Source organism: Acuticoccus kandeliae (assembly GCF_003073115.1).
In genome coordinates this window covers 309,667-330,038 of sequence record NZ_QBBV01000001.1, presented here as the reverse complement: position 1 = coordinate 330,038, position 20,372 = coordinate 309,667, and the positions used below count along the sequence as shown (strand labels likewise).

Genomic DNA, 20,372 nt, shown 5'->3' with positions numbered 1-20,372 from the left:
CGGCGCATTGGGAGAAGTCGCGGCATGGCGAAGGCAATCGGGATGCTGGACACGGGCGCGGACGCGCGTCAGGCGTCGTTGCGCGAGATTGCCTTCATCCAATTTTCGCATCAAAATACCGTCCGGCGTCGCATCGCGCGCCCCATCCCCATCACAGATTGAGCCACGATGCGTGTGTCGGTGATCCATCCCAGCACACGCATCGGCGATGCGCAGGAGCTTGCGGCGGCCGCCCGCGCGCACGCGCCGGAGGGGATGGCGATCCGCGCCCTCGGCGCGCCCTTCGGCGCCCAGCTCATCTCCACCCCCTCGACGCTGCGCCTCGCGCACGAGGCGATCGGCACGATGGCCGACACGCTCATCCACGATGACGGGGTCATCGTCGGCTCCGCCTTCGATCCAGGCATCGAGCGGCTCCGCGCCGTCCTCCCCGGCAAGGTCGTCGGCGCGGGTGAGGCGGCGATGCGCACGGCCGCGCGGCGCGGCCCCTTCTCCATCGTCACCACCGCCCCGAAGCTCGGCGAGGCCCTGCGCGCCCTCGCGAAGGCGTACGGCCTCGCGCCCCATCTCGCCTCGGTGCGCGCGTTCGAGACCGAGACCCCCTTCACCGCCGGCCCCGGCGACGCGGCGCGCTTCTTCGCGAGCGTCCACACCGCCTTCAAGGATGACGGGGCGCGGTCGGTCATCGTCGACTGGCGCGCCTTCCGCGCCGACATGGCGGACGGGCTCGGCGCCGAGATCGCGCTCATCGACCCGCTCGCGAGTGCCGTCGCCGCGATGGAAGCGGCCTTGGGCGAGGTCCTCTAGCGCAGCGCCGTCCACGCCGAAAACGCGCGCTGAGGCATCGTGCCTGTGCCTGTTGGCGCGCACGGTGAGGCGGACGTCTGGCCCATCGGCGGGCGAGGCTCTAGAATTGGCATTCCATTTGACGACACCGGACCGACCATGCCCCGCCCGCCGTCCCACGTGACCCTCGTCTCCGACCCGGACACCGAACACCCGACGGGCGGACAGCCGGCCGCCCAGCGCGTGCTCGACGAATTGCGCGGGCTGATCGTGAAGGGCGACCTCGCACCCGGCTCGCGCATCGTGGAGCGGGCGCTCTGCGCCAAGATGAACGTCTCGCGCACGCCGCTGCGGGAGGCGCTGAAGCTCCTGGAGCTCGACGGGCTGATCGAGCTGTCGCAGAACCGCGGCGCGCGCGTGCGCCCCTTCACCACGCAGGAGGCCGTCTCCCTGTTCGAGGTGCTCGCCGGGCTCGAAAGCCTCGCCGCCGAGCTCGCGACCGCGCGCATCACGCCGGAAGGCATGCGCAACCTCCTCGCCCTCCACCGCCGCATGGCCGACCATTATGCCCGCGGCGAGAAGGACCCTTATTTCGCCCTCAACAGCCAGATCCACGAGGCGGTGATCGTCGCGACCGAGAACCCCGTTCTCCTGGCGACCCACCGCCAGCTCATGCTGCGCGCCAAGCGCGGCCGCTACATGGCGATCGTCGACCCGCGCCGCTGGCAGCAGGCGATGGAGGAGCACGAGGAGCTCATGGACGCCATCATGCGCCGCAACGCCGCCGACGCCGGCCGCATCTGGCGCACCCACCTCACCCACACAGGACAGACCGTCGCCGCCGTGCTGAAGCGGACCGAGCGCGACAAGGATGCTTCATGACGTCTCCGCCCCGCACCCTGATCGGGATGCTCACCCCATCCTCCAACACCGTGCTCGAGCCGGTGACGGCGGCGATGCTGTCGGGCCTTCCCGACGTGACGGCCCATTTCGGGCGCTTCCGCGTCGTCGAGATCTCGCTGCGCGAGGCCGCGCTCGGCCAGTTCGAGATGGAGCCGATGCTGGCGGCCGCCGAGCTCCTCGCCGACGCCCATGTCGGCTCCATCGCCTGGAACGGCACGTCGGCGGGCTGGCTCGGCTTCGACCGTGACGTCGCGCTCTGCGCCGCCATCGAGGCGCGCACGGGGGTGAAGGCCACCTCCGCCATCCTCGCCCTCAACGAGATCCTCGCCCTCACCGAGGCGAAGACGATCGGACTCGTCTCGCCCTACATCGACGATGTGCAGGATCGCATCATCGCCAACTACCGCGCGAACGGGATCGAATGCGTCGCTGACCGCCGCCTCGGCATCAGCGAGAATTTCGCCTTCGCCAACAGCACCGAGGCCGAAATTGCCGAACTCTGCCGCGACGTCGCCCGCGCCAAGCCGGACGCGATCGTGATCTACTGCACCAACATGCGCGGCGCGCCGATCGCCGCCGCGATCGAGGCCGAGACGGGGATCCCCGTCTACGACACGGTGGCGACCTCGATCTGGGGCACGCTGCGCCAGACCGGCCAGGACGTGACGCGCGTCAAAGGCTGGGGCCAGCTCTTCGAGAGGGCCCTATGACCGCCCACGACCGCCGCAATTTCATCGGCGAAAGCACCAACCCGCCGGCCGTCACCTGGCCGGGCGGGGCGCCGGTCGCCGTCTCCATCGTCGTCAATGTCGAGGAGGGGGCCGAACTGTCGGTCGGCGACGGGGACGCGCGCAACGAGACCGTCCACGAGATCAACGAGGACATCGGCCTCGTGCCGGATCTGTGCATGGAGAGCCATTTCGGATACGGCCCGCGCGCCGGCTTCCCGCGCCTCCTCGCCCTCTTCGCAAAGCACGGCGTGCGCGCGAGCTTCTCGGCCTGCGGCCGCTCCGTCGCGCGATCGCCCTGGATGGCGCGCATGGCGGTCGAGGCCGGGCACGAGGTCTCCTGCCACTCCTATCTGTGGGAGCGCCATGCCGGCATGGCGGAGGACCAGGAGCGGGCAATCATCGCGAAGACCCACGCCGCGATCACCGAGGCGGCCGGCGTCGCCCCGGTCGGCTGGCACACCCGCTCCTCCTCGACGCCCAACACGCGGCGCCTCCTCGTGGAGCACGGCGGCTTCCTCTACGATTCGGACGCCTACGACGACGACATGCCCTACTACGTGCCGGTCGCCGGCCGCCCGCATCTCGTGATGCCCTACGCGTTCGACACCAACGACATGCGCTTCTCGCCGGGCGGCGGCTTCATCCACGGCGAGGATTTCGCCCGCTACACGATCGCGGCCTATGACTGGCTGGAGCGCGAGGGGGAGACCATGCCGCGCATGATGTCGATCGGGCTGCACCTGCGCTTCATCGGCAGGCCGGGGCGGATCGGCGGACTCGACGCGATCCTCGACCACATCACCCGGCGCGGCGCCTTCATCGCCCCGCGCATGGAGATCGCGCGCCACTGGATCGAGGCGACGCGCTGACGATCTGACGAGCGCGTTGGTTCATCCCGCCATGTTTCCATGGCGGGATGACGCGCTCTGAAGCCTCGCCTCACTTGAGGTGGATCGCCTCCCACACCCGGAGCGGCGTCGCCGGCATGGTGTCGAGCGTCGCGCCGAGGGGGGCGAGTGCATCGAGGACGGCGTTGAACACCGCCGCAGGGGCGCCGGAATTGCCGGATTCCCCGACTCCACGCGGCGCGAAGCCCTCGTTCGGGAGCGAGGGGATGTGGATGATCTCCACCGACGGCGCGTCCTCGGCGCGCGGCATCGCATAGTCCATCCACGACCCGGTCTGCGGCTGGCCGGCATCGTCCACCCGCACCGCCTCCAGAAGCGCCTGGCCGAGACCCTGGATCGAGCCGCCCTGGATCTGCGCATCAACGAGCGCCGGGTTGATGATGAGCCCGCCATCGTGCGCGACGACGATCCGGTCCGTCGTGACCGCGCCGGTGTCGGTGTCGACGGTGACGACGGCCGCGAAGGCGGCGCAGCAGATCTGGAAATCCTTCTGCGGGGTGAAGCGGCCGACGACGGCAAGGCCCGTGTCGTGGTCGTGCGGGAAAAGGTGGGGCTTGAAGTGGCAGGTCGCGGCGAGCGCCGGAACGTCCATCAGGGCGGTGCCGTCGGGCGCGACGACGTGGCCGTCGCGGATGTCGAGGCTCGCCGGATCGCGCTGGAGGAGGAGGCCGGCCGAAGCGAGGAGCCGCGCCTTCAGCCGCTTCGCGCCGTCATGGGCCGCCGCGCCGCCATGGGCCGTGCCGCGCGAGGCGAACGCGCCGCCACCATAGGGACAGGCCTCCGAATCGCCGGAGACGACGCGGACGCTCCCGACATCGAGGCCGAGCTCATCGGCGACGATCTGAACGAGCGCCTGGTCCGCACCCTGGCCCTGGTCGGTGTTGGCGGTCGCGACGCGCACGACGCCGCTCGGCTCCATCCGCAGCGTCGCGCTCTCGTTGACCGAAATGCGGACCCCGCCATCGCCATAATAGCGCGAGTTGCCGGCGCAGATCTCGAGGAGGCACGCGATGCCGACGCCCGTGCGCATCCGCCCGCCATCGGAGCGCGCCGCGAAGGCCTCGGCGCCGAGCGCGGCCTCCAGCGCGTCGAGGCACTCGGCCATCCGGTAGCGGTCGACGAGGATGCCGCCCGGCGTCGTGACCGGACCGGCGGCCAGGTCGTGGAGGTGGCGGCGGCGGAAGGTGATGGGGTTCTCGCCCGTCTCGCGCGCGATGCGGTCCATCAGCGCCTCGGTCGCGATGCAGGCGACCGGGTGCCCGACACCGCGATAGTGGCCGAGATGCGGGCGGTTCTGGAAGACGAGCTTCGCCTCCGCGTCGAGATGGTCGATCGCGTAGGGCGCGCCCATCAGGCGGACGGCCTGGCCCGATTCGCCGAAGCTCGTGCGCGGATAGTGCGGGAAGGCGCCGAGGCCGCACACGTCGCGCAGGCGAAAGCCGGTGACGCGGCCCTTCGCATCGTCCCACAGCGCCTCGGCGGTGAGGTGATGGTCGCGCGCCTGCGCGTCCGACAGGAGGCTGTCATTGCGGCCGACGAGGAAGCGAACCGGGCGGCCGAGGAGGCGCGCGGCGCACACCGCCGCCATCTCGTCCGGATGAAGCTGCTGCTTCATGCCGAACGCGCCGCCGACATCGCCGCAGACGACCCGCACCTTGTGCTCGGGAAGGCCGAGGAGGCGGGCGTAGATGTCCTGCATCTGGTGGGGATGCTGGTGCGACTGGTGGACGGTCAGCGTCCCGTCCGCGACGTCAAAGTCGGCAAGGACGCCGCGCGTCTCCAGCGGCTGGACGGCGACGCGCGAGAGGCGCAGCGACAGCCCCTTCGCCTCGCCCGAGGCCGGCGTCGCGGAGCGGCGCGCGAAGACCGCGTGGACGTTCGCGGCGCCCTTGCCCGGAAGGTCCGGATGGATCGGGTCCGCCTCGTTCGCGGCCGCCTCCAGCGGGTCAAGGAGCGGGTCGAGCTCGTCGAACTCCAGGATCACGGCCTCGGCCGCCTCCATCGCCGCGAACAGCGTGTCGGCGACGACGATCGCGACCGGCTCGCCCACATAGCGCACGCGCTCGCGCGCGAGCGGGCGCTCGGCCGGCACCCGCGCATCGGCGAAGAAGGCGTGGTTCGCCTGCCAGGGCGCGCACACCGCGTCGACATCCTGCGCCGTGAACACCGCCTCGACGCCCGGACAGGCGCGCGCCGCCTTGACATCGAGGCCCGTGATGATGCCGTGCGCGATCGGCGAGCGGACCACCACGGCGGCGAGCGCGTCGGCGCGGCGAAGGTTCGCGAGGAAGTGCCCGCCCCCCTGTACCAGCCGGCCGGAGCGGACATTCGGAACGGATAGGCCGATGGCGCCTTCCGGCGCGGTGTCGTCAGTCGTCATTGTCACCGAAGCGGTTGGGCGTCAGTCAGGCGGAGGGGGCGGGCGAGACCCCCACGAGGGTCGCGAGGTGCTTGTCGAGATTGCGGGGCGCGGCGGGCGGCATCGCAGACATCACCTCCCTACCCCATCCGGGCTCGGCCGTGATCTCCCCGTCGCGCATCACCGGCCTGCCGCGCACGAGGGTCGCGACCGGCCATGCCGTGACCTTCATCCCCTCATAGGCGGAGACCTTGGTCTTGGAGGACAGGCGATCGGCGCCGAGGATCTCTTCGCGGTTCATGTCGACGAGGACGATGTCGGCGTCGGCACCCGGCGCAAGCACGCCCTTGCGGCCATAGAGGCCCCAGGCGCGCGCCGGGTTCGCGGAGGACACCTCGACATAGCGGGTGAGCGGCATCACCCCCTCCTTCGCGAGGGTAAGGAGGATCGGCAGCGAGGTCTCGACGCCCGGAAAGCCGCACGCGATGTCCCAGATGCGGTTGCCCGCCTTCTCCTCGGGGCTGTGCGGGGCGTGGTCGGTCGCGATGATGTCGATGAGGCCGTCGGCGAGGGCCCGGCGCAGCGGCTCCTGGTTGCGCCGCTCGCGGATCGGCGGGTTCATGCGCAGGATCTCGCCGCCCGGCCGGTCCATGTCCTCCACGGCGCGGACGAGATATTGCGGCAGCGTCTCGATGGTGACGTCGACGCCGCGCGACTTGAAGAACTCGATATAGGGCAGGCTCGCCGCGCACGATTCGTGGACGATATGGATCCGTGCCCCGGTCCACTCCGCGAAGATGCAGCTTTTCGACAGCGCCTCCAGCGCCACGACGTCCGTGCGCGCGTGGAGATGGTCGATCGGCGCGTTCCGCCCGGCCGCCTTCAGCCGGTCCTCACGCCAGAAGAGGATCGGCGAATTCTCCGCGTGGATGGCGCAGCGCTTGCCGAGCCGGGCGAGGATCTCGAACCCCTCGAGCACCGCCCCGTCCGACGGGCACGGCAGGTTGCCGGTGGTGTTGCCGAGGAAGAGCTTGAAGCCGACGACGCCGGCCTCCGAAAGCGGCGCGAGGTCGGCGAGATTGTGCTCGTCGAGCACGCCATAGATGCCGAAATCGACGATGGAGGACGCCTCGGCGAGGGCCTTCTTCGCCCGGTAGGTCTCGACCGAATGGACCGGCGGGGCGGTGTTCGGCATGTCGAAGACGGTGGTGACGCCGCCCATCGCCGCCGCGCGCGCGCCGGTCAGCCACGTCTCCTTGTGGTCCATGCCGGGCTCGCGGAAGTGGACGTGATCGTCGATCACGCCGGGCAGGACATGGAGGCCGGTGGCGTCGATCGTCTCGGCCGCGGGCGGCATGTCGGCGGCAGCGCCGATCGCGGCGATCGTTCCGTCCCGGATCGCGATGCTCGCCTCGAACACGAGCCGCTCGGTCACGACCGTCCCGTTCGCAATCACGAGGTCGGCGGTTTGCGCCATCGTCTCTCACTCCGTCGCGTCAGGGGTTCTGGTCGCACACCTTGTCCCGCCGATCCAGCGCCACGACGCCGCCTTGCCGAAGAGACCGTCGCCGTGTTTTGACTGCATGTCGTGCGGCGATCGGCTCGGGCCGCGGCGCACGATGGCGGATGCGCTGGTCTCGATGTTGCATCCTTTCGCGCGACGAGCAGGCGGCAGCCACGCGGCATGCCGCCGCCGACAACCATCATACATCTGGAGGGGTGATACATGACGATTGCACGCTTGTTTGGCGTGGCTCTGGCGAGCGCCGCGTTCGCGCTGCCGACCGTCGGGGCGCAGGCCCAGGACAAGACCGACGTTCGCTTCGTCCTCGACTGGGCGTGGCAGGCCATGCACGGCCCGTTCCTCATCGCGCTCGAGAAGGGCTACTATTCGGACGAGGGCCTCAACGTCACGATCGACCGCGGCTTCGGCTCGGGCGACACGATCAACAAGGTCGCCTCCGGCGCCTATGATATCGGCTTCGCCGAGGGCACGGGCCTCTTCAAGTTCAACAAGGAGAACCCGGACGACGCGGTGATCTCCGTCCTCATCATCAACGACCAGTCGCCGACCGGCGCGATCTCGTTGAAGGAGAGCGGCATCAACTCCCCGGCCGACCTCGTGGGCAAGAAGATCTCCGCCACGCAGAACGAGGCGACGGTGCTCGCCTGGCCGGTCGTCGCCGGCCTCAACAACATCGACCCCGCTTCGGTCGAGTTCATGTTCGTCGAACCGAACCTGCGCGACTCGCTGGTGATCCAGGGCGCCGCCGACGCCACCTTCGGCTTCGCGACGACCACGGCGCTCAACTTCGTGCTCGCCGGCGTCGACAAGGACGACGTGAACTATTTCACCCTCGCCCAGTTCGGCCTCAACCCCTACTCGTCGGGCATCATCGTCCGGAAGGACTTCGCCGAGGCGAACCCCGAGGTGGTGAAGGGCTTCGTCGCCGCGACCGTGAAGGGCCTGCAGGACATGCTCGCCGACCCCGCCGAGGGCCTCGCGCTCCTCAAGAAGCGTGAGCCGCTGGTCGACGAGACCGTCGAGGCCGCGCGCTGGGAGCTCGCCCAGGAGCTCTCCATCCTGACGCCGAGCGTGATCGAGCGCGGCATCAGCGAGGTCGACCCGGCCCGTTTCGAGACCGCAGCGAAGCAGATCGCGACCGCCTACGGCATCGATGTCGACCCGAAGATCGGCGACTATTATGACGCGAGCTTCCTGCCGCCCGCCGAAGCCCGCGCGATCAGCGACGACGTGAAGGCGAAGGCCGCCAAGTAAGGCGACCCGCCCATCGCGACGACGAGGAAGCCGGCCCCGCGCCGGCTTCTTTCGTTTCGGGCGCGTGCCCGGCGGATTTGATCGCAAGGTCCGGGTGGCGCTCGGCGTGCGGCGGTGGCACATCCGCGCCGACGCCACCGTCAGGACCGCCCGATGCCCACCCCCGCCAAAGCACCCGTCCCGCCCCGCGCCGCCATGAATGGCGGCGAATGGGCGATGCTCGTCGCCCTCTCGATCGTCTGGGGCGGGTCCTTCTATTTCAACGCCATCGCGGTCTCGGCGCTGCCGGTCTTCACCGTGGTCGTCGCGCGCGTCGGCCTCGCGGCGCTGATCCTCGCCGCGGTGCTGCGCCTCACCGGCCGCCCCTTCCCGCGCGCGCCGCGCATTCTCGGCGCTTTCGTCGTGATGGCGCTCCTCAACAACGTCATCCCCTTCTCGCTGATCGTGGCGGGGCAGCGGGAGATCGGGGCCGGGGTGGCGGCGATCCTCAACGCCTCGACGCCGCTCTTCACCGTCCTCTTCGCCCATGTGCTGACGGCGGACGAGAAGCTCACCGCGAACCGCCTCGCGGGCGTCGTCCTCGGTCTCGGCGGGGTCGGGGTGATGGTCGGGCTCGACGCGGTCTCCGCGATGGGCGGGCACGTCGTCGCCCAGCTCCTGTGCGTCGGCGCCGCGATCTCCTACGCCTTTGCCGGGATCTTCGGCCGCCGCTTCGCGCGCATGGGAGTGCCGCCGATCACGACGGCGGCGGGCCAGCTCGCCGCGTCGACCCTCGTCCTGATGCCGGTGATGCTCGCCGTCGACCGGCCGTGGACGCTCGCGATGCCGGGATGGGACGTGATCGCCGCGCTCGTCGCCGTCGCGAGCCTCTCAAGCGCGCTCGCCTACGTGCTCTATTTCCGGATTCTGTCGACGGCGGGGGCGACGAACCTCGTGCTCGTCACCTTCCTGGTGCCGGTGAGCGCGATCCTCCTCGGGATCCTCTTCCTCGGCGAGATCCTGCGACCGCAGCATCTCGCCGGGATCGCCCTCATCGGGCTCGGCCTCGCGGCGATCGACGGGCGGCCGTGGCGCGCCCTCGGCAGGATCAGCCGCCGCCCTCGAAGCGAATCGCCTGCGCGCGGGTCGCCCAGCCGGTGAAGCGCGTCTCGAACATCGCGAAGACCGAGTAGATCATCACGCCGAGGAAGGCGACGACGAAGAGGCCTGCGAACACCAGCGGCACGTCGAAGCGGGAGCTGGCGTTCAGCATCAGGTAGCCGATGCCGGCGTTGGAGGCGATCGTCTCCGAGATCACCGAGCCGACGAGGGCGAGGGTGATCGCGATCTTCAGCGAGGCGAAGAAGTAGGGCATCGAGCGCGGCAGGCCGACCTTGAAGAAGATGTCGCGCCGCGACGCGCCGAGCGAGCGCAGGACGTCCTCCATCTCCGGCTCGACGGTCGCGAGGCCGGCGGCGACGTTCACGACGATCGGGAAGAAGGAGAGGAGGAAGGCGGTGATGACCGCCGGAATGGTGCCGATGCCGAACCAGATCACGAGGACCGGCACGATCGCGACCTTCGGCACCGAGTTGAAGGCGATGAGGATCGGGTACAGCGCCTTGTAGAGGAAGCGCGAGTAGCCGACCGCGACGCCGAGGATGAGCCCGCCGATGACAGCGAACACGAAGCCGAACAGCGTGGTGTAGAGCGTCTGCGCGGCGTGGATCGCGATGACCTCGTGCCACTTCCACAGGCTCGCGATGATGGCCGACGGGGCCGGCAGCACGAACTGCTTGATCGCGAAGATCCGGCACGCCGCCTCCCAGACGACGAGGGTGCCGGCGCCCACGATCCACGGCGCCCAGTTGTCGCTGATCCGGAAGCGGCGGCGCACCGGCTCGGCAGCGGCCTCGGTCTCGGTTGTGTCGGTCATTTCACCGCCTGCCGTTCGCGGCTGATATGGTCGCGCAGCTCGTGAACGATGTCGACGAACTCGGGCTTGAAGGTGTCCTCCAGCGTGCGCGGATAGGGGAGCGGCACGTCGCGGCTCGCGACGATCCGGCCGGGACGGGCCGACATCACGTGGATCGTGTCGGCGAGATAGACCGCCTCGCGCAGATCGTGGGTGACGAGGATGACGGTGAAGCGCCGCTCCATCCAGAGCTTCTGCAGGACGCCCCAGAGTTCCTCGCGGGTGAAGGCGTCGAGCGCGCCGAACGGCTCGTCGAGCATAAGGAGCTCGGGCTCGTGGATGAGGGCGCGGCAGAGCGAGGCGCGCTGCTGCATCCCGCCCGAGAGCTGCCAGGGCGAGCTGTCGCCGAAGCCAGTGAGGCCGACGGCGGCGAGGAGATCGTTCGCCCGCGCCTCGTAGGCCTTGCGGTTGCGCCGGAGCTGGCGGCGGTGCGGCTGCACCACCTCCAGCGGCAGCATGATGTTCTTCAGCGTCGAGCGCCACGGCAGCAGCGTCGGGTTCTGGAAGGCCATGCCGGCGACGTTGACCGGCCCGTCGACGAGCTTGCCGGCGACGGTGATCGTCCCCTTGGTGGGCGGCAGGAGGCCGGTGACGAGCTTCATCAGCGAGGACTTGCCGCAGCCCGACGGGCCGACGACGGCCGCGAAGCCGCCCTTCTTCACGTCGATGGTCGCGCCGCCGAGCGCCTGCATCCTCGCCTCGCCCCGCCCATAGACGAGGTCGACGTCGCGGATGCTGACGAAATGATCGCTCGTTGTGCCGCCCCTTGCGGGGGCCGGTTCGGCCAATGCCATCGCGTGTGAGCCCTCCTCGCTCATCCTGTCGGTAGCGCCTTCAAAAGGCAAAATCCACGCCACGGGTCCGCGGCGTGGCGCCCTGCCCTATGACAGGGTGGCGATCCGGCAAGGGCCCGCCTCGCCGCCGACGACGCGGCGGACCATGGCCTTGATGCCGGGATAGAAGCGTTCCGCGCTCTCGAGCGCGGCGCGGCTGTCGCGCGCGAGGCGGGCCGCCCGCTCGCGCGCCTCGCCGAGGATGGCCGCGCCGTCGAAGAGGGTCGGCTTGCCGTCGGCGAGCACCTTGCGCCCGTCGATATAGACGTCCCGCACGCTCGAGCCAGATTCGTGGAAGACGATCTGCGCCTGCATCTCGCCGCGCGGGCTGAGCGCGACGGTCTCGCCGTCGAGAACCACCACGTCCGCGAGCTGGCCGGCCGCGAGGACGCCCGCCTCGCCGCCGCGCCCGAGCGCCGACGCGCCGTTCACCGTCGCCATGCGCAGCGCCGAGGGCGCCTTCAGCCAGCGGTCCGGGTCCGCGTCGGTGACGCGGGTGAGGAGCGCGGCGAGGCGCGTCTTCTCGAACATCGACATGTGGCCGGTGTTGAGCCCGTCCGAGCCGAACGCCACCGGGACGCCCGCATCGATGAGGCGCAGGAGCGGCTGGATGCCGGAGCCGAGGATGAGGTTGCTCGCCGGATTGTGGACGACATGGACGCCCGTCTCGGCCGCCTTCTCGACGTCGGCGTCGGTGAACCAGACGAAGTGGGCGAAGGAGGATTTCGGCCCGGCGAGGCCGCAATCGGCGAGGTAGGCGACGAAGCCGTGCGGCGCGCGACCCTCCGCCATCGCCCACTGGGTCTTCGCCTCCAGGAGATGGGTGTGGTTGCCGATGCCGTGCTCGGCGCAGAAATCGCCGCCGCGGCGCAGGAGCGCCTCCGTGCAGCGCTGCGGGCTGTCGACGCCGAGCATCAGGTCGACGAGCGGGTCGTCGCGCCAGCGCGGGGCGAGGTCGGCCATCATCTCGAAATAGGGGTCGTGCGGCTGCCGGGCGCCCGGAAGCTCGGCGCGCAGCGCCTCGGGCATTTCCTCCGGCAGGAGCGGGATCGTTTCGACGAAGGGGATGTCGGAGAACATCGGCGCGACCGCCGCGCGCACGCCGGCATCGCGATAGGCCGACATCACCGCGTCGAGCACTTCGCCGTCATGGCGGGGGCGGTGGGAGAAATGGTCGAGGCAGGCGGTGGAGCCCGTCACCAGCATCTCGAGCGCGGAGATCTGGGCCGAGACGTAGGCGTCGCGCGCATCGCGCGTGCCGGCACCGAGGATCGCGTTGACCATGAAGAGGTCGACGGGCTCGGTGTCGACGGAGCCCTTGAGGAGGGCGGCGTAGGAGTGGGTATGGCAGTTGGCGAGGCCCGGCATCAGCACGCGCCCGGCGCCGGACACCTCCTCCACCTCCGCCCCTTCGGGCAGGCTGTGGCCGCCGGCGGGGCCGGCATAGGCGATCCGGGTGCCCTCGATCACGAGGTCGCCGTTCTCCACCACGGTGCCCGCTTCGTCGAGCGTGACGAGGGTCGCGCCGCGGATGGCTGTGTAAGCCGCCATATCATCTCCGAGATCGTTGCACCGCCCGCGCGGGCGGCTGCCGCCTTCTATCAGGAATGGGCCGAAGCACCACTCTTCGCGCGCGCCGCTGCCGGGCGCGGCGGGGTCAGCTCGGGAAGTGGTGGTCGAGCTCGGCGAGCTGTGCGGCGGTCAGCGCGTTCACCGGCCGCCCCTCGGTGAGGAGGCGCAGCTTCGCCGTCTCCTCCAGCTCCTCGGCGATCGCGAGCGCGTCCTCCAGCGACTTGCCGGCGACGACCGGCCCGTGATTGGCGAGCAGCATCGCGTGATAGGTGCCGGCGCGCTGGCGCACCTCGTCGGCAAGGCGCATGTCGCCCGGCCGCACATAAGGAACGAGCGGCAGGCGGCCGACCTTCATGTGATGGTAGGCGGTGAGCGGCGGGAGCGCGTTCGCCGGGTCCGTCTCGGCGAGGATCGAGATCGCGACCGAATGGGTCGAGTGGAGGTGGACGACGGCGTTCGAGGTCGCCCGCTCCTCGTACATCGCGATGTGGAGGAAGGTCTCCTTGGAAGGCTTGTCGCCGCTCACATGCGTGCCGTCCGCGCGCACGAAGGAGAGGCGCGCCGGGTCGAGGAGGCCCATCGAGGAGTTCGTGGGCGTCACGATGATGCCGCCCTCGGTGCGGACCGAGATGTTGCCCGTCGTCCCGTGCGCGTAGCCGCGCAGATAGAGGAGCTCGGCGAGGCGCACGATGCGCTCGCGGATTTTCGTGGTCTCGGAGATCACGCCAGTATTCATGGGGTCACCACGCGCTCGAATTTCACGGTGTCGACGGCAAATCCCATGGAGAAGACCGCCGCGTGGGACGTGGGAAAGCCGGTCTGCAGCTCGGCCGCCTCGGGGTTCGAGCCGGCGAAGGCGAGCGCGAGGCCGTGGACGGACGGGTTGTGCCCGATGAGGAGGATACACTGCCCACGCGCGGTGCGCACCGCGTCGCGCAGGTCCGCGACCTCGGCGTCATAAAGGCTGCGGCGCAGGTGGACGACGCAGTCGCGCCCGATATGGGGAAGCACCGCCGCCAGCGTATCGCGCGTGCGCCGCGAGGCGGAGCACAGGACCGTGTCCGGCACGAGGTCGAGCGCGGCGAGCTTGCCGCCGACGCTGTCGGCATCGGCGATGCCGCGCGGCTCCAGCATGCGCTCGAAGTCCGGCTTGTCGTAGCCGTGCTCGGCCTTCGCATGGCGCATGATCACGAGATGGCGCATCAGCGGCGGGCCCTGTCCAGAAATGCGAGTCGTTCGAAGAGGTGGACGTCCTGCTCGTTCTTGAGGAGGGCGCCGTAGAGCGGCGGCAGCACGTTGCCGGCCGAGCGCTCGGCGATCGCGTCGGGGTCGAGATCCTCCACGACGAGGAGCTTGATCCAGTCGAGAAGCTCCGAGGTCGAGGGACGCTTCTTGAGGCCCGGCGCCTCGCGCAGCTCGAAGAAGGTTTCGAGCGCGGCCTTCAGGAGGCGCGGCTTCAGGCGCGGGAAGTGGACCTCGACGATCTCCGCCAGCGTCTCGGCGTCCGGGAACTTGATGTAGTGGAAGAAGCAGCGGCGCAGGAACGCGTCCGGCAGCTCCTTCTCGTTGTTCGAGGTGATGAGCACGATCGGCCGCGTGCCGGCGGCGATGCGCTCGCCGGTCTCGACCACGGTGAACTCCATCCGGTCGAGTTCGAGGAGGAGGTCGTTCGGGAACTCGATGTCGGCCTTGTCGATCTCGTCGATCAGGAGGACCGGCCGTGTCGGCGCGACGAACGCCTCCCAAAGCTTGCCCTTGCGGATATAGTTCGCAATGTCCGACACGCGCGGGTCGCCGAGCTGGCTGTCGCGTAGCCGCGCCACCGCGTCATACTCGTAGAGGCCCTCGCGCGCCTTGGTGGTCGACTTGATGTGCCACTCGATCAGCGGGGCGCCGAGCGCGTCGGCGACCTCCCGCGCAAGCACCGATTTGCCCGTCCCCGGCTCCCCCTTCACGAGGAGCGGGCGCTCCAGGGCGATGGCGGCGTTGACGGCGATCTGCAGATCTTTCGGCGCGACGTAGGTATCGGAGCCTTCGAAGCGCATGGACGGCAACCTTGGCGTGGGAACGGAGCTTCAGGCGCAGGCTAGAGGCGTCCCACGCGATGGATAGGGCATGAGTTTATGCCATCCGATTCAAAGTCAAGCCCGCGGCGCGCGGCGAACCTTCGCGCCGGGCGTGTCGGACGGGCGGGCCAGGTTGGTGACTCACGAAACGTCATGGCGATACGGCTGGAGCCCGATGGCGCTTCTCTTGGAGCATCTTCAACCCAGCTTGTGCGCGCCAATACGACGGAATCAGCCTTCCCGGCTGCCGAGATTGCCGATCAGGCCCCGGCGCCGGCCGGCCAGCTGCTGCCTCGGTTATCGGCTTGATGAGTATCAAAACGCAATTCCTGACGCGTGGCTCTATCGATGGCCCGATCTGCAGCAGATCATGCGAGGGAGGTCATCATGATCACTCGGAATTTGCGGCTCCCCATCTCAGCGGGACTGACCGCGCTCTGCGTTCTGGGAGTTGGCGTAGGCGCGGCCGTCGGAGCCGATTTCAGCTATGATCAGAACGCATTGCCTCATGCGAAACCGTGGACTTCCGATAACTTCAACGATGATCCCGGACACTTTCAGTTCCTGATCGTCGGCGACCGCACCGGAGGCGCCAATGTTCAGGGCACCTTTGCGCTGGCCATCGATCAGATCAATCTCTTGCAGCCTGAATTCGTGATCAATGTCGGCGACCTGATCGAAGGTTACAGCGACGACAAAGCGGAGCTGAATGCCGAATGGGATGGCATCGACAAGATGCTCGGCGGCCTCGACATGCCATTCTTCCGCGTGACGGGCAATCACGATATCGCCAATACGACAGCCCAGGCGGTATGGCGCGAGAGATATGGGTCGACCTACTACGCTTTCGTGTACGACAACACTTTGTTCGTCGTGCTCGACAGCGAAGATCCTCCCCGTCCGGAGCCTGAGGGCATCAGGGACAAGATCGACACCTACAACCGCCTGCAGACGGAGGATCCCGAAGCGGCTAAGAAAATGCTCGCAGAATTCATGTCGGATGAATCAGTCGTGGCGGGACTCGCTGTCCCCGTGGAATTTCAGGCCGATCAACTCGCTTTTCTGGAAAATACCCTTAAGCAGAACCCCGACGTTCGCTGGACCTTCATCTTCCTGCATGAACCCGCGTGGGAAAAGCCGTCAGCGAGTTTCGAGGCGATTCGCGCGCTGCTCGAAGATAGGAAACACACCTTCTTCGGGGGGCATCTGCACTATTATGACTACGACCTCATCGATGGCACCGAATACATCACGATGGGACCGGCCGGGGCCTCTTTCCACGAGGAGGGCCCGGGCAACGTCGATCACGTCATGTGGGTGACGATGACCGACGATGGGCCCCAAATCGCGAACATCGCGCTCAAGGGACTGTTCGATCGGAAAGGGCTCGATCCGTCCCTGTTCGGTGCCTACGACCGCAAGGGTCACTGAGCGGTCCGACGGCCGCATCCGGTTGGATAACAGACACGCGGTCCCGGTTGCGACCGCGCGCGCCAGTGTGATTGACGCTCCGAGGCACGTCCTAGCTGGTGGCGTGGCCGATGATCAGCGCGGCGACGCCGGCGACCACGAGCGCCATGCCGAGGAGCTGTCGCGGGGTCGTCGCCTCCGCGAGGCGGCGCGAGACGAGGTGCGCGTAGAGCACCTCCACGAGGCCGAGCGTGCGCACGTTCGCGGTGGAGGTGAGCGCGAAGCCGATGAACCAGAGCTGCGAGGCGAGCGCGCCCATCGCACCGGCGAACATCGACTGGCGCCAGGCGCGCAGCGTCGCGAGGATGACCTTCGGGTCGGTGATGGCGAGCCAGCCGACGAGGAGGATGCACTGGATCGCGAGCGACCAGACGAGCGTCGTCGTCGCCCGCACAAGGCTCGACCCCTCCTCCAGCGTCAGGATCGCGCCGCGGAAGAACACCGCCGCCGCCGCGAAGCCCGCCGCCGAGGCGAGGCCGAAGAGGGCCGGCCGCGCGAGAAGGCCGCGCAGGAGCGCCCCGCCCTTCACCTGCGACATGATGATGACGCCCGCCGTCGCGACGAGGATGCCGGCGACGGAGACGAGGCTCAGCCGCTCGCCGAGCACGAGGAAGCCGAAGAGCGCCACCTGGACCGGCTCGGTCTTGGTGTAGGCGACCGTGATCGAGAAGGTCGTGATCCGCATCGCGGCGAGCATCAGCGCCGTCCCGGCGATCTGGCAGGTCGAGGCGACCGCCACCTGGGCGACGTAGGAGAGGCTCGGCTCCGGCACCGCCTCGCCCGTCACCGCAATGACGAGGACGAGGAAGACCACCGCGAAGGGCAGGCCGTAGAGGAAGCGCACGAGCGTGGCGCCGAGGGTGCCGAGGCTCGCGGTGAGATGGCGCTGCATCACGTTGCGCGCGGTCTGGGCCGCGGCCGCGCCGAGGGTCGTGAGCACCCACAGGGGAAGGAAGGTCATCAGAAGGGATCCGTCTCGGCGCGGAACGCGCTGGAGGCCGGCGGGAAGTCGGCAGGAGAGTAAGAATGCTCGCCTCGGCGCTCCGGGTAAAGTGTCGCGGCCAAGGCTTCTGCGGCGCCTGCGCGCAGGCATCTGTCCACAGAGACGCGACGCGCCGGTCTCGCGGTGCACGAAGGCAAGAACGTTCCATGATCTTTTGAGAAAAGCTACGCCGGCTTTTGGATAAATATTTGCAAACCGAGGCCGATCGGGCGCAGCGGAGCCCCTGGCGGGGGCACGGCCAAGGGAAGCGCGCATAGGTGGCAAGGCACCAAAACCAGCGATTGCGAGCCTCGCGGCAATTGCGCCCACGCGACCACATAGCCACGGAATGTCCTTTAATGTTCGGTAATTGCTGCACTCTTCCTGTTGCAATCGTTGAGGGAGGGTGTATAGCGGCACCGCTGACGGGGGAGCGTGCCGCCGATGAGTACCGTGATGGAAGAGGGGATCGACGAGGCCTATCGTCCGTCAGAGGACGAGCCCTTCATGAACGAACGGCAGCAAGAGTATTTTCGCAAGAAACTACTTGACTGGCGTTCCGAGATCCTACGCGAAGCGAAGTTCACCTTAGAACAGTTGGCCGAACGGGAACGAAATCATCCCGATTTGACCGACAGAGCAACGTCGGAAGCGGACCATGCAATCGAATTGCGGGCCCGTGATCGCCAGCGCAAGCTGATCGCCAAGATCGATTCCGCCCTGGCGCGGCTCGACGAAGGCACCTACGGCTATTGCGAAGAGACTGGGGAGCCCATCGGGCTGCGCCGTCTCGATGCGCGCCCGATCGCGACACTGTCGATCGAGGCGCAGGAACGTCACGAGCGGCGCGAGCGCGTCCATCGCGACGACTGACGGCCTGCGGCGCCTTCGCGCCGCGGGACCTGATCACCGGCCGGCGCGACGGCGCCGCGAATCGGGCATAGTCGGCCCATGGTCGATCTGATCGCAACGGGGGCGCCACGCGAGGGCGTGCCGCCCAAACGCCTTGAAACCGGGTGGCCGACAGGTGTCGCGCTCGGCGGGCTGGCGCTCGCCGCGGGCAATGTCGCGATCACCGGGCCGGACACGATCACCATCGCCGCCTCCGCCCTCGCGCTCGTCGCGGCCGGGGTGAGTGCGTGGCGCGTCGTGCGCCCGGCCGTGCCTTTCGCGCGGCTCGAGGAGCTCGACAAGCCGGTCGCCGTCACCACACTTTCCGGCACGCTCGTCGCCACCAACCGTGCCTTCCAGGCGATGATGGCCGCGCGCGGCCGCCCCGCCCATCCGGACGCCCTCGCCGACGAGGACGCCGCCGCCCTCGCCCTCTTCGCGCTGCGCCGCCGCGCCATCGCCGATGGCCGGGCCGACGGCTTCATCCCCCCGTCCCTCCTCGCCCGCCTGACGCGCCAGGAAGGCCACCTCGTCCACGTCTTCGAGGACGGCGCGCCGCCCGAGGCGCTGACGACGCCGGTCGATGCGAGCCTCGTCGAGATCTTCCCGACCGCCGCCGCCATCGCCGACCAGACCGGCCGCATCCTCGCCTCCAACGCCCCCTACCGCTCGCTCGCGGGATCGGGCGCGAACCTCGCCGACGGGCTGAACGTCGACGAGGCGAGCATCGCCCGCCTCGTCGCGCAGGCCGAGCAGCGCAATGCGAGCCGCGTCGACGCGCCCCTGCGCGACAATCCGGAACGCCGCGTGCGCCTCTCGGCCAAGCCCTTTCCGGGCGCGAAGGGCCGCGTGATCATCTCCGTCTCCGACGTGACGGAGCAGTCAGAGCTCGAGGCGCAGATCGCGCAGAGCCAGAAGATGCAGGCGATCGGTCAGCTCGCCGGCGGCATCGCGCACGATTTCAACAACGTGCTGACGGCGATCATCGGCTTCTCCGACCTCCTCCTCCAGAGCCACCGCCCGTCCGACCCGGCCTTCCGGGACATCATGAACATCAAGCAGAGCGCGCAGCGCGCCGCCGGCCTGGTGAAGCAGCTCCTCGCCTTCTCGCGCCGCCAAACGCTGCGCCCGACGGTGCTGAACCTCAACGACGTCGTCGCCGATCTCTCGATGATGCTCGACCGCCTCCTCGGCGAGACCATCCAGCTCGAGATCAGCTATGGCCGCGATCTGTGGCCGGTGCTCGCCGACCTCAGCCAGATCGAGCAGGTGGTGATCAACCTCGCCGTCAACGCGCGCGACGCGATGAAGGGCGGCGGCCAGCTCACCATCCGCACCCGCAACGTGCCGCACGGCGCACCCGAGGCGGACCGCCCCGGCGAGGGCCTCGACGGCGACGCGGTGCTGATCGAGATCGAGGATGTCGGCACGGGGATGCCGCAGGAGATCCTCGACAAGATCTTCGAGCCCTTCTTCACCACCAAGGCGACCGGCGAGGGCACCGGGCTCGGCCTCTCCACCGTCTACGGCATCGTCAAGCAGACCGGCGGCGCGCTCTCCGTCACCAGCGAGGAGGGCAAGGGCACGACCTTCGAGGTCTACCTCCCCCGCACCGAGGCGGCGGCCGAGACCCGCACCGCGCCATCGGGCGACGAGGCCCGCCCCGGCGCCCGCCCGCCCGGCCAGAATGCCGACCTCACCGGCAGCGCGACGCTCCTCCTCGTGGAGGACGAGGAGGCGATTCGCACCTTCGCGGCGCGCGCCCTCGCGGCCAAGGGCTACAATGTTCTCTCGGCAAGCTCGGGCGTCGAGGCGGCCGAGATCTTCGACGCCGACCCCGATTCGATCGATTTGTTGTTGACCGACGTGATCATGCCGGAGCTCGACGGTCCAAGTCTGGTAAGACAGATCCGCGCGGAACGGCCGGATCTGAAGGTGATCTTCATGTCGGGCTACGCCGACGGCGCGTCTGTGGATGAATTGGGTGACGCGCAATTCCTGCCAAAACCGTTCACGCTCAAGGCGTTGGCGGAGGCGGTGAAGCGGGAATTGGGACGCGGATAGCGTTAACGCAATTTTAAGTTATCGAACAGATTGCGAACGTCTACGTTTTGTGCGATGGTGGGCTTCAACGGGAT

General features: G+C 68.9%; 19 protein-coding genes. 10 read left to right on the top strand and 9 right to left on the bottom strand.

Translation table 11 applies throughout. The annotated features are described in order from the left end of the window. The first annotated feature begins 24 nt into the window (after positions 1-24). The 5 genes from DBV35_RS30085 (at position 25) to DBV35_RS01490 (ending at position 3,289) form a co-directional block, all read left to right on the top strand. On the top strand, positions 25-162 hold the full coding sequence (locus tag DBV35_RS30085) for a hypothetical protein (protein WP_157961529.1): 138 nt from the start codon (positions 25-27) through the stop codon (positions 160-162). A gap of 6 nt (positions 163-168) precedes the next feature. Beyond that, positions 169-807, top strand: a complete 639-nt coding sequence (locus tag DBV35_RS01505; RefSeq protein ID WP_108658487.1) for an aspartate/glutamate racemase family protein — start codon at positions 169-171, stop codon at positions 805-807. Between the two features lie 138 nt (positions 808-945). Beyond that, positions 946-1,668 carry a GntR family transcriptional regulator gene (locus DBV35_RS01500; protein WP_108658486.1) on the top strand — a complete coding sequence of 241 codons (723 nt, stop codon included), beginning with the start codon at positions 946-948 and terminating at the stop codon, positions 1,666-1,668. Then, positions 1,665-2,399, top strand: coding sequence for a maleate cis-trans isomerase family protein (locus DBV35_RS01495; protein WP_108658485.1), 735 nt, complete (start codon positions 1,665-1,667; stop codon positions 2,397-2,399). The genes DBV35_RS01500 and DBV35_RS01495 overlap by 4 nt, the downstream gene beginning before the upstream one ends. Beyond that, positions 2,396-3,289, top strand: coding sequence for a polysaccharide deacetylase family protein (locus DBV35_RS01490; protein ID WP_108658484.1), 894 nt, complete (start codon positions 2,396-2,398; stop codon positions 3,287-3,289). The genes DBV35_RS01495 and DBV35_RS01490 overlap by 4 nt, the downstream gene beginning before the upstream one ends. Before the next feature lie 70 nt (positions 3,290-3,359). On the opposite strand, the gene DBV35_RS01485 is transcribed toward DBV35_RS01490, so the two are convergent. Further along, entirely contained in the window at positions 3,360-5,708 is a 2,349-nt protein-coding gene (locus tag DBV35_RS01485) for a xanthine dehydrogenase family protein molybdopterin-binding subunit (protein WP_108658483.1), read from the bottom strand. A gap of 25 nt (positions 5,709-5,733) precedes the next feature. Continuing rightward, the gene (locus tag DBV35_RS01480; RefSeq protein WP_108658482.1) at positions 5,734-7,164 is read right to left on the bottom strand and encodes a dihydroorotase; all 1,431 of its coding nucleotides are present in this window, start codon (positions 7,162-7,164) and stop codon (positions 5,734-5,736) included. A gap of 249 nt (positions 7,165-7,413) precedes the next feature. On the opposite strand from DBV35_RS01480, the gene DBV35_RS01475 reads away from it, so the two are divergent. After that, a complete protein-coding gene (locus DBV35_RS01475; protein WP_108658481.1) occupies positions 7,414-8,466 on the top strand; it encodes an ABC transporter substrate-binding protein in 1,053 nt (350 codons plus the stop codon). 153 nt (positions 8,467-8,619) lie between these two features. Further along, on the top strand, positions 8,620-9,606 hold the full coding sequence (locus DBV35_RS01470) for a DMT family transporter (RefSeq protein ID WP_245943805.1): 987 nt from the start codon (positions 8,620-8,622) through the stop codon (positions 9,604-9,606). On the opposite strand, the gene DBV35_RS01465 is transcribed toward DBV35_RS01470, so the two are convergent. The 6 genes from DBV35_RS01465 to DBV35_RS01440 form a co-directional block, all read right to left on the bottom strand. Then, positions 9,554-10,381: an ABC transporter permease gene (locus DBV35_RS01465; protein WP_108658479.1), complete on the bottom strand. Its 828-nt coding sequence runs from the start codon at positions 10,379-10,381 to the stop codon at positions 9,554-9,556. The two genes, DBV35_RS01470 and DBV35_RS01465, sit on opposite strands and share 53 nt — an antisense overlap. Beyond that, positions 10,378-11,214 (bottom strand): ABC transporter ATP-binding protein, encoded by an 837-nt coding sequence (locus DBV35_RS01460; protein WP_170134860.1) that lies wholly within the window; start codon positions 11,212-11,214, stop codon positions 10,378-10,380. Before DBV35_RS01460 ends, DBV35_RS01465 begins: the two co-directional genes overlap by 4 nt. Positions 11,215-11,301: 87 nt before the next feature. Continuing rightward, positions 11,302-12,804 (bottom strand): amidohydrolase family protein, encoded by a 1,503-nt coding sequence (locus DBV35_RS01455; RefSeq protein ID WP_108658478.1) that lies wholly within the window; start codon positions 12,802-12,804, stop codon positions 11,302-11,304. A gap of 106 nt (positions 12,805-12,910) precedes the next feature. Further along, entirely contained in the window at positions 12,911-13,561 is a 651-nt protein-coding gene (gene otnC / locus DBV35_RS01450) for a 3-oxo-tetronate 4-phosphate decarboxylase (protein WP_108658477.1), read from the bottom strand. Continuing rightward, on the bottom strand, positions 13,558-14,028 hold the full coding sequence (locus tag DBV35_RS01445; RefSeq protein WP_108658476.1) for a SixA phosphatase family protein: 471 nt from the start codon (positions 14,026-14,028) through the stop codon (positions 13,558-13,560). Before DBV35_RS01445 ends, otnC begins: the two co-directional genes overlap by 4 nt. Then, on the bottom strand, positions 14,028-14,870 hold the full coding sequence (locus tag DBV35_RS01440) for an AAA family ATPase (protein WP_108658475.1): 843 nt from the start codon (positions 14,868-14,870) through the stop codon (positions 14,028-14,030). Before DBV35_RS01440 ends, DBV35_RS01445 begins: the two co-directional genes overlap by 1 nt. Before the next feature lie 408 nt (positions 14,871-15,278). On the opposite strand from DBV35_RS01440, the gene DBV35_RS01435 reads away from it, so the two are divergent. Continuing rightward, complete coding sequence (locus tag DBV35_RS01435; protein ID WP_157961528.1) at positions 15,279-16,322, top strand: metallophosphoesterase family protein; 1,044 nt, start codon at positions 15,279-15,281, stop codon at positions 16,320-16,322. A gap of 91 nt (positions 16,323-16,413) precedes the next feature. On the opposite strand, the gene DBV35_RS01430 is transcribed toward DBV35_RS01435, so the two are convergent. Next, positions 16,414-17,322, bottom strand: a complete 909-nt coding sequence (locus DBV35_RS01430; protein ID WP_108658473.1) for a DMT family transporter — start codon at positions 17,320-17,322, stop codon at positions 16,414-16,416. Positions 17,323-17,799: 477 nt separating this feature from the next. Between DBV35_RS01430 and dksA the strand changes: the two genes are divergently transcribed. After that, positions 17,800-18,216, top strand: a complete 417-nt coding sequence (gene dksA / locus DBV35_RS01425) for an RNA polymerase-binding protein DksA (protein ID WP_108658472.1) — start codon at positions 17,800-17,802, stop codon at positions 18,214-18,216. 78 nt (positions 18,217-18,294) lie between these two features. Further along, positions 18,295-20,298 carry an ATP-binding protein gene (locus DBV35_RS01420; RefSeq protein ID WP_205648419.1) on the top strand — a complete coding sequence of 668 codons (2,004 nt, stop codon included), beginning with the start codon at positions 18,295-18,297 and terminating at the stop codon, positions 20,296-20,298. The last annotated feature ends 74 nt before the right edge of the window (positions 20,299-20,372 follow it).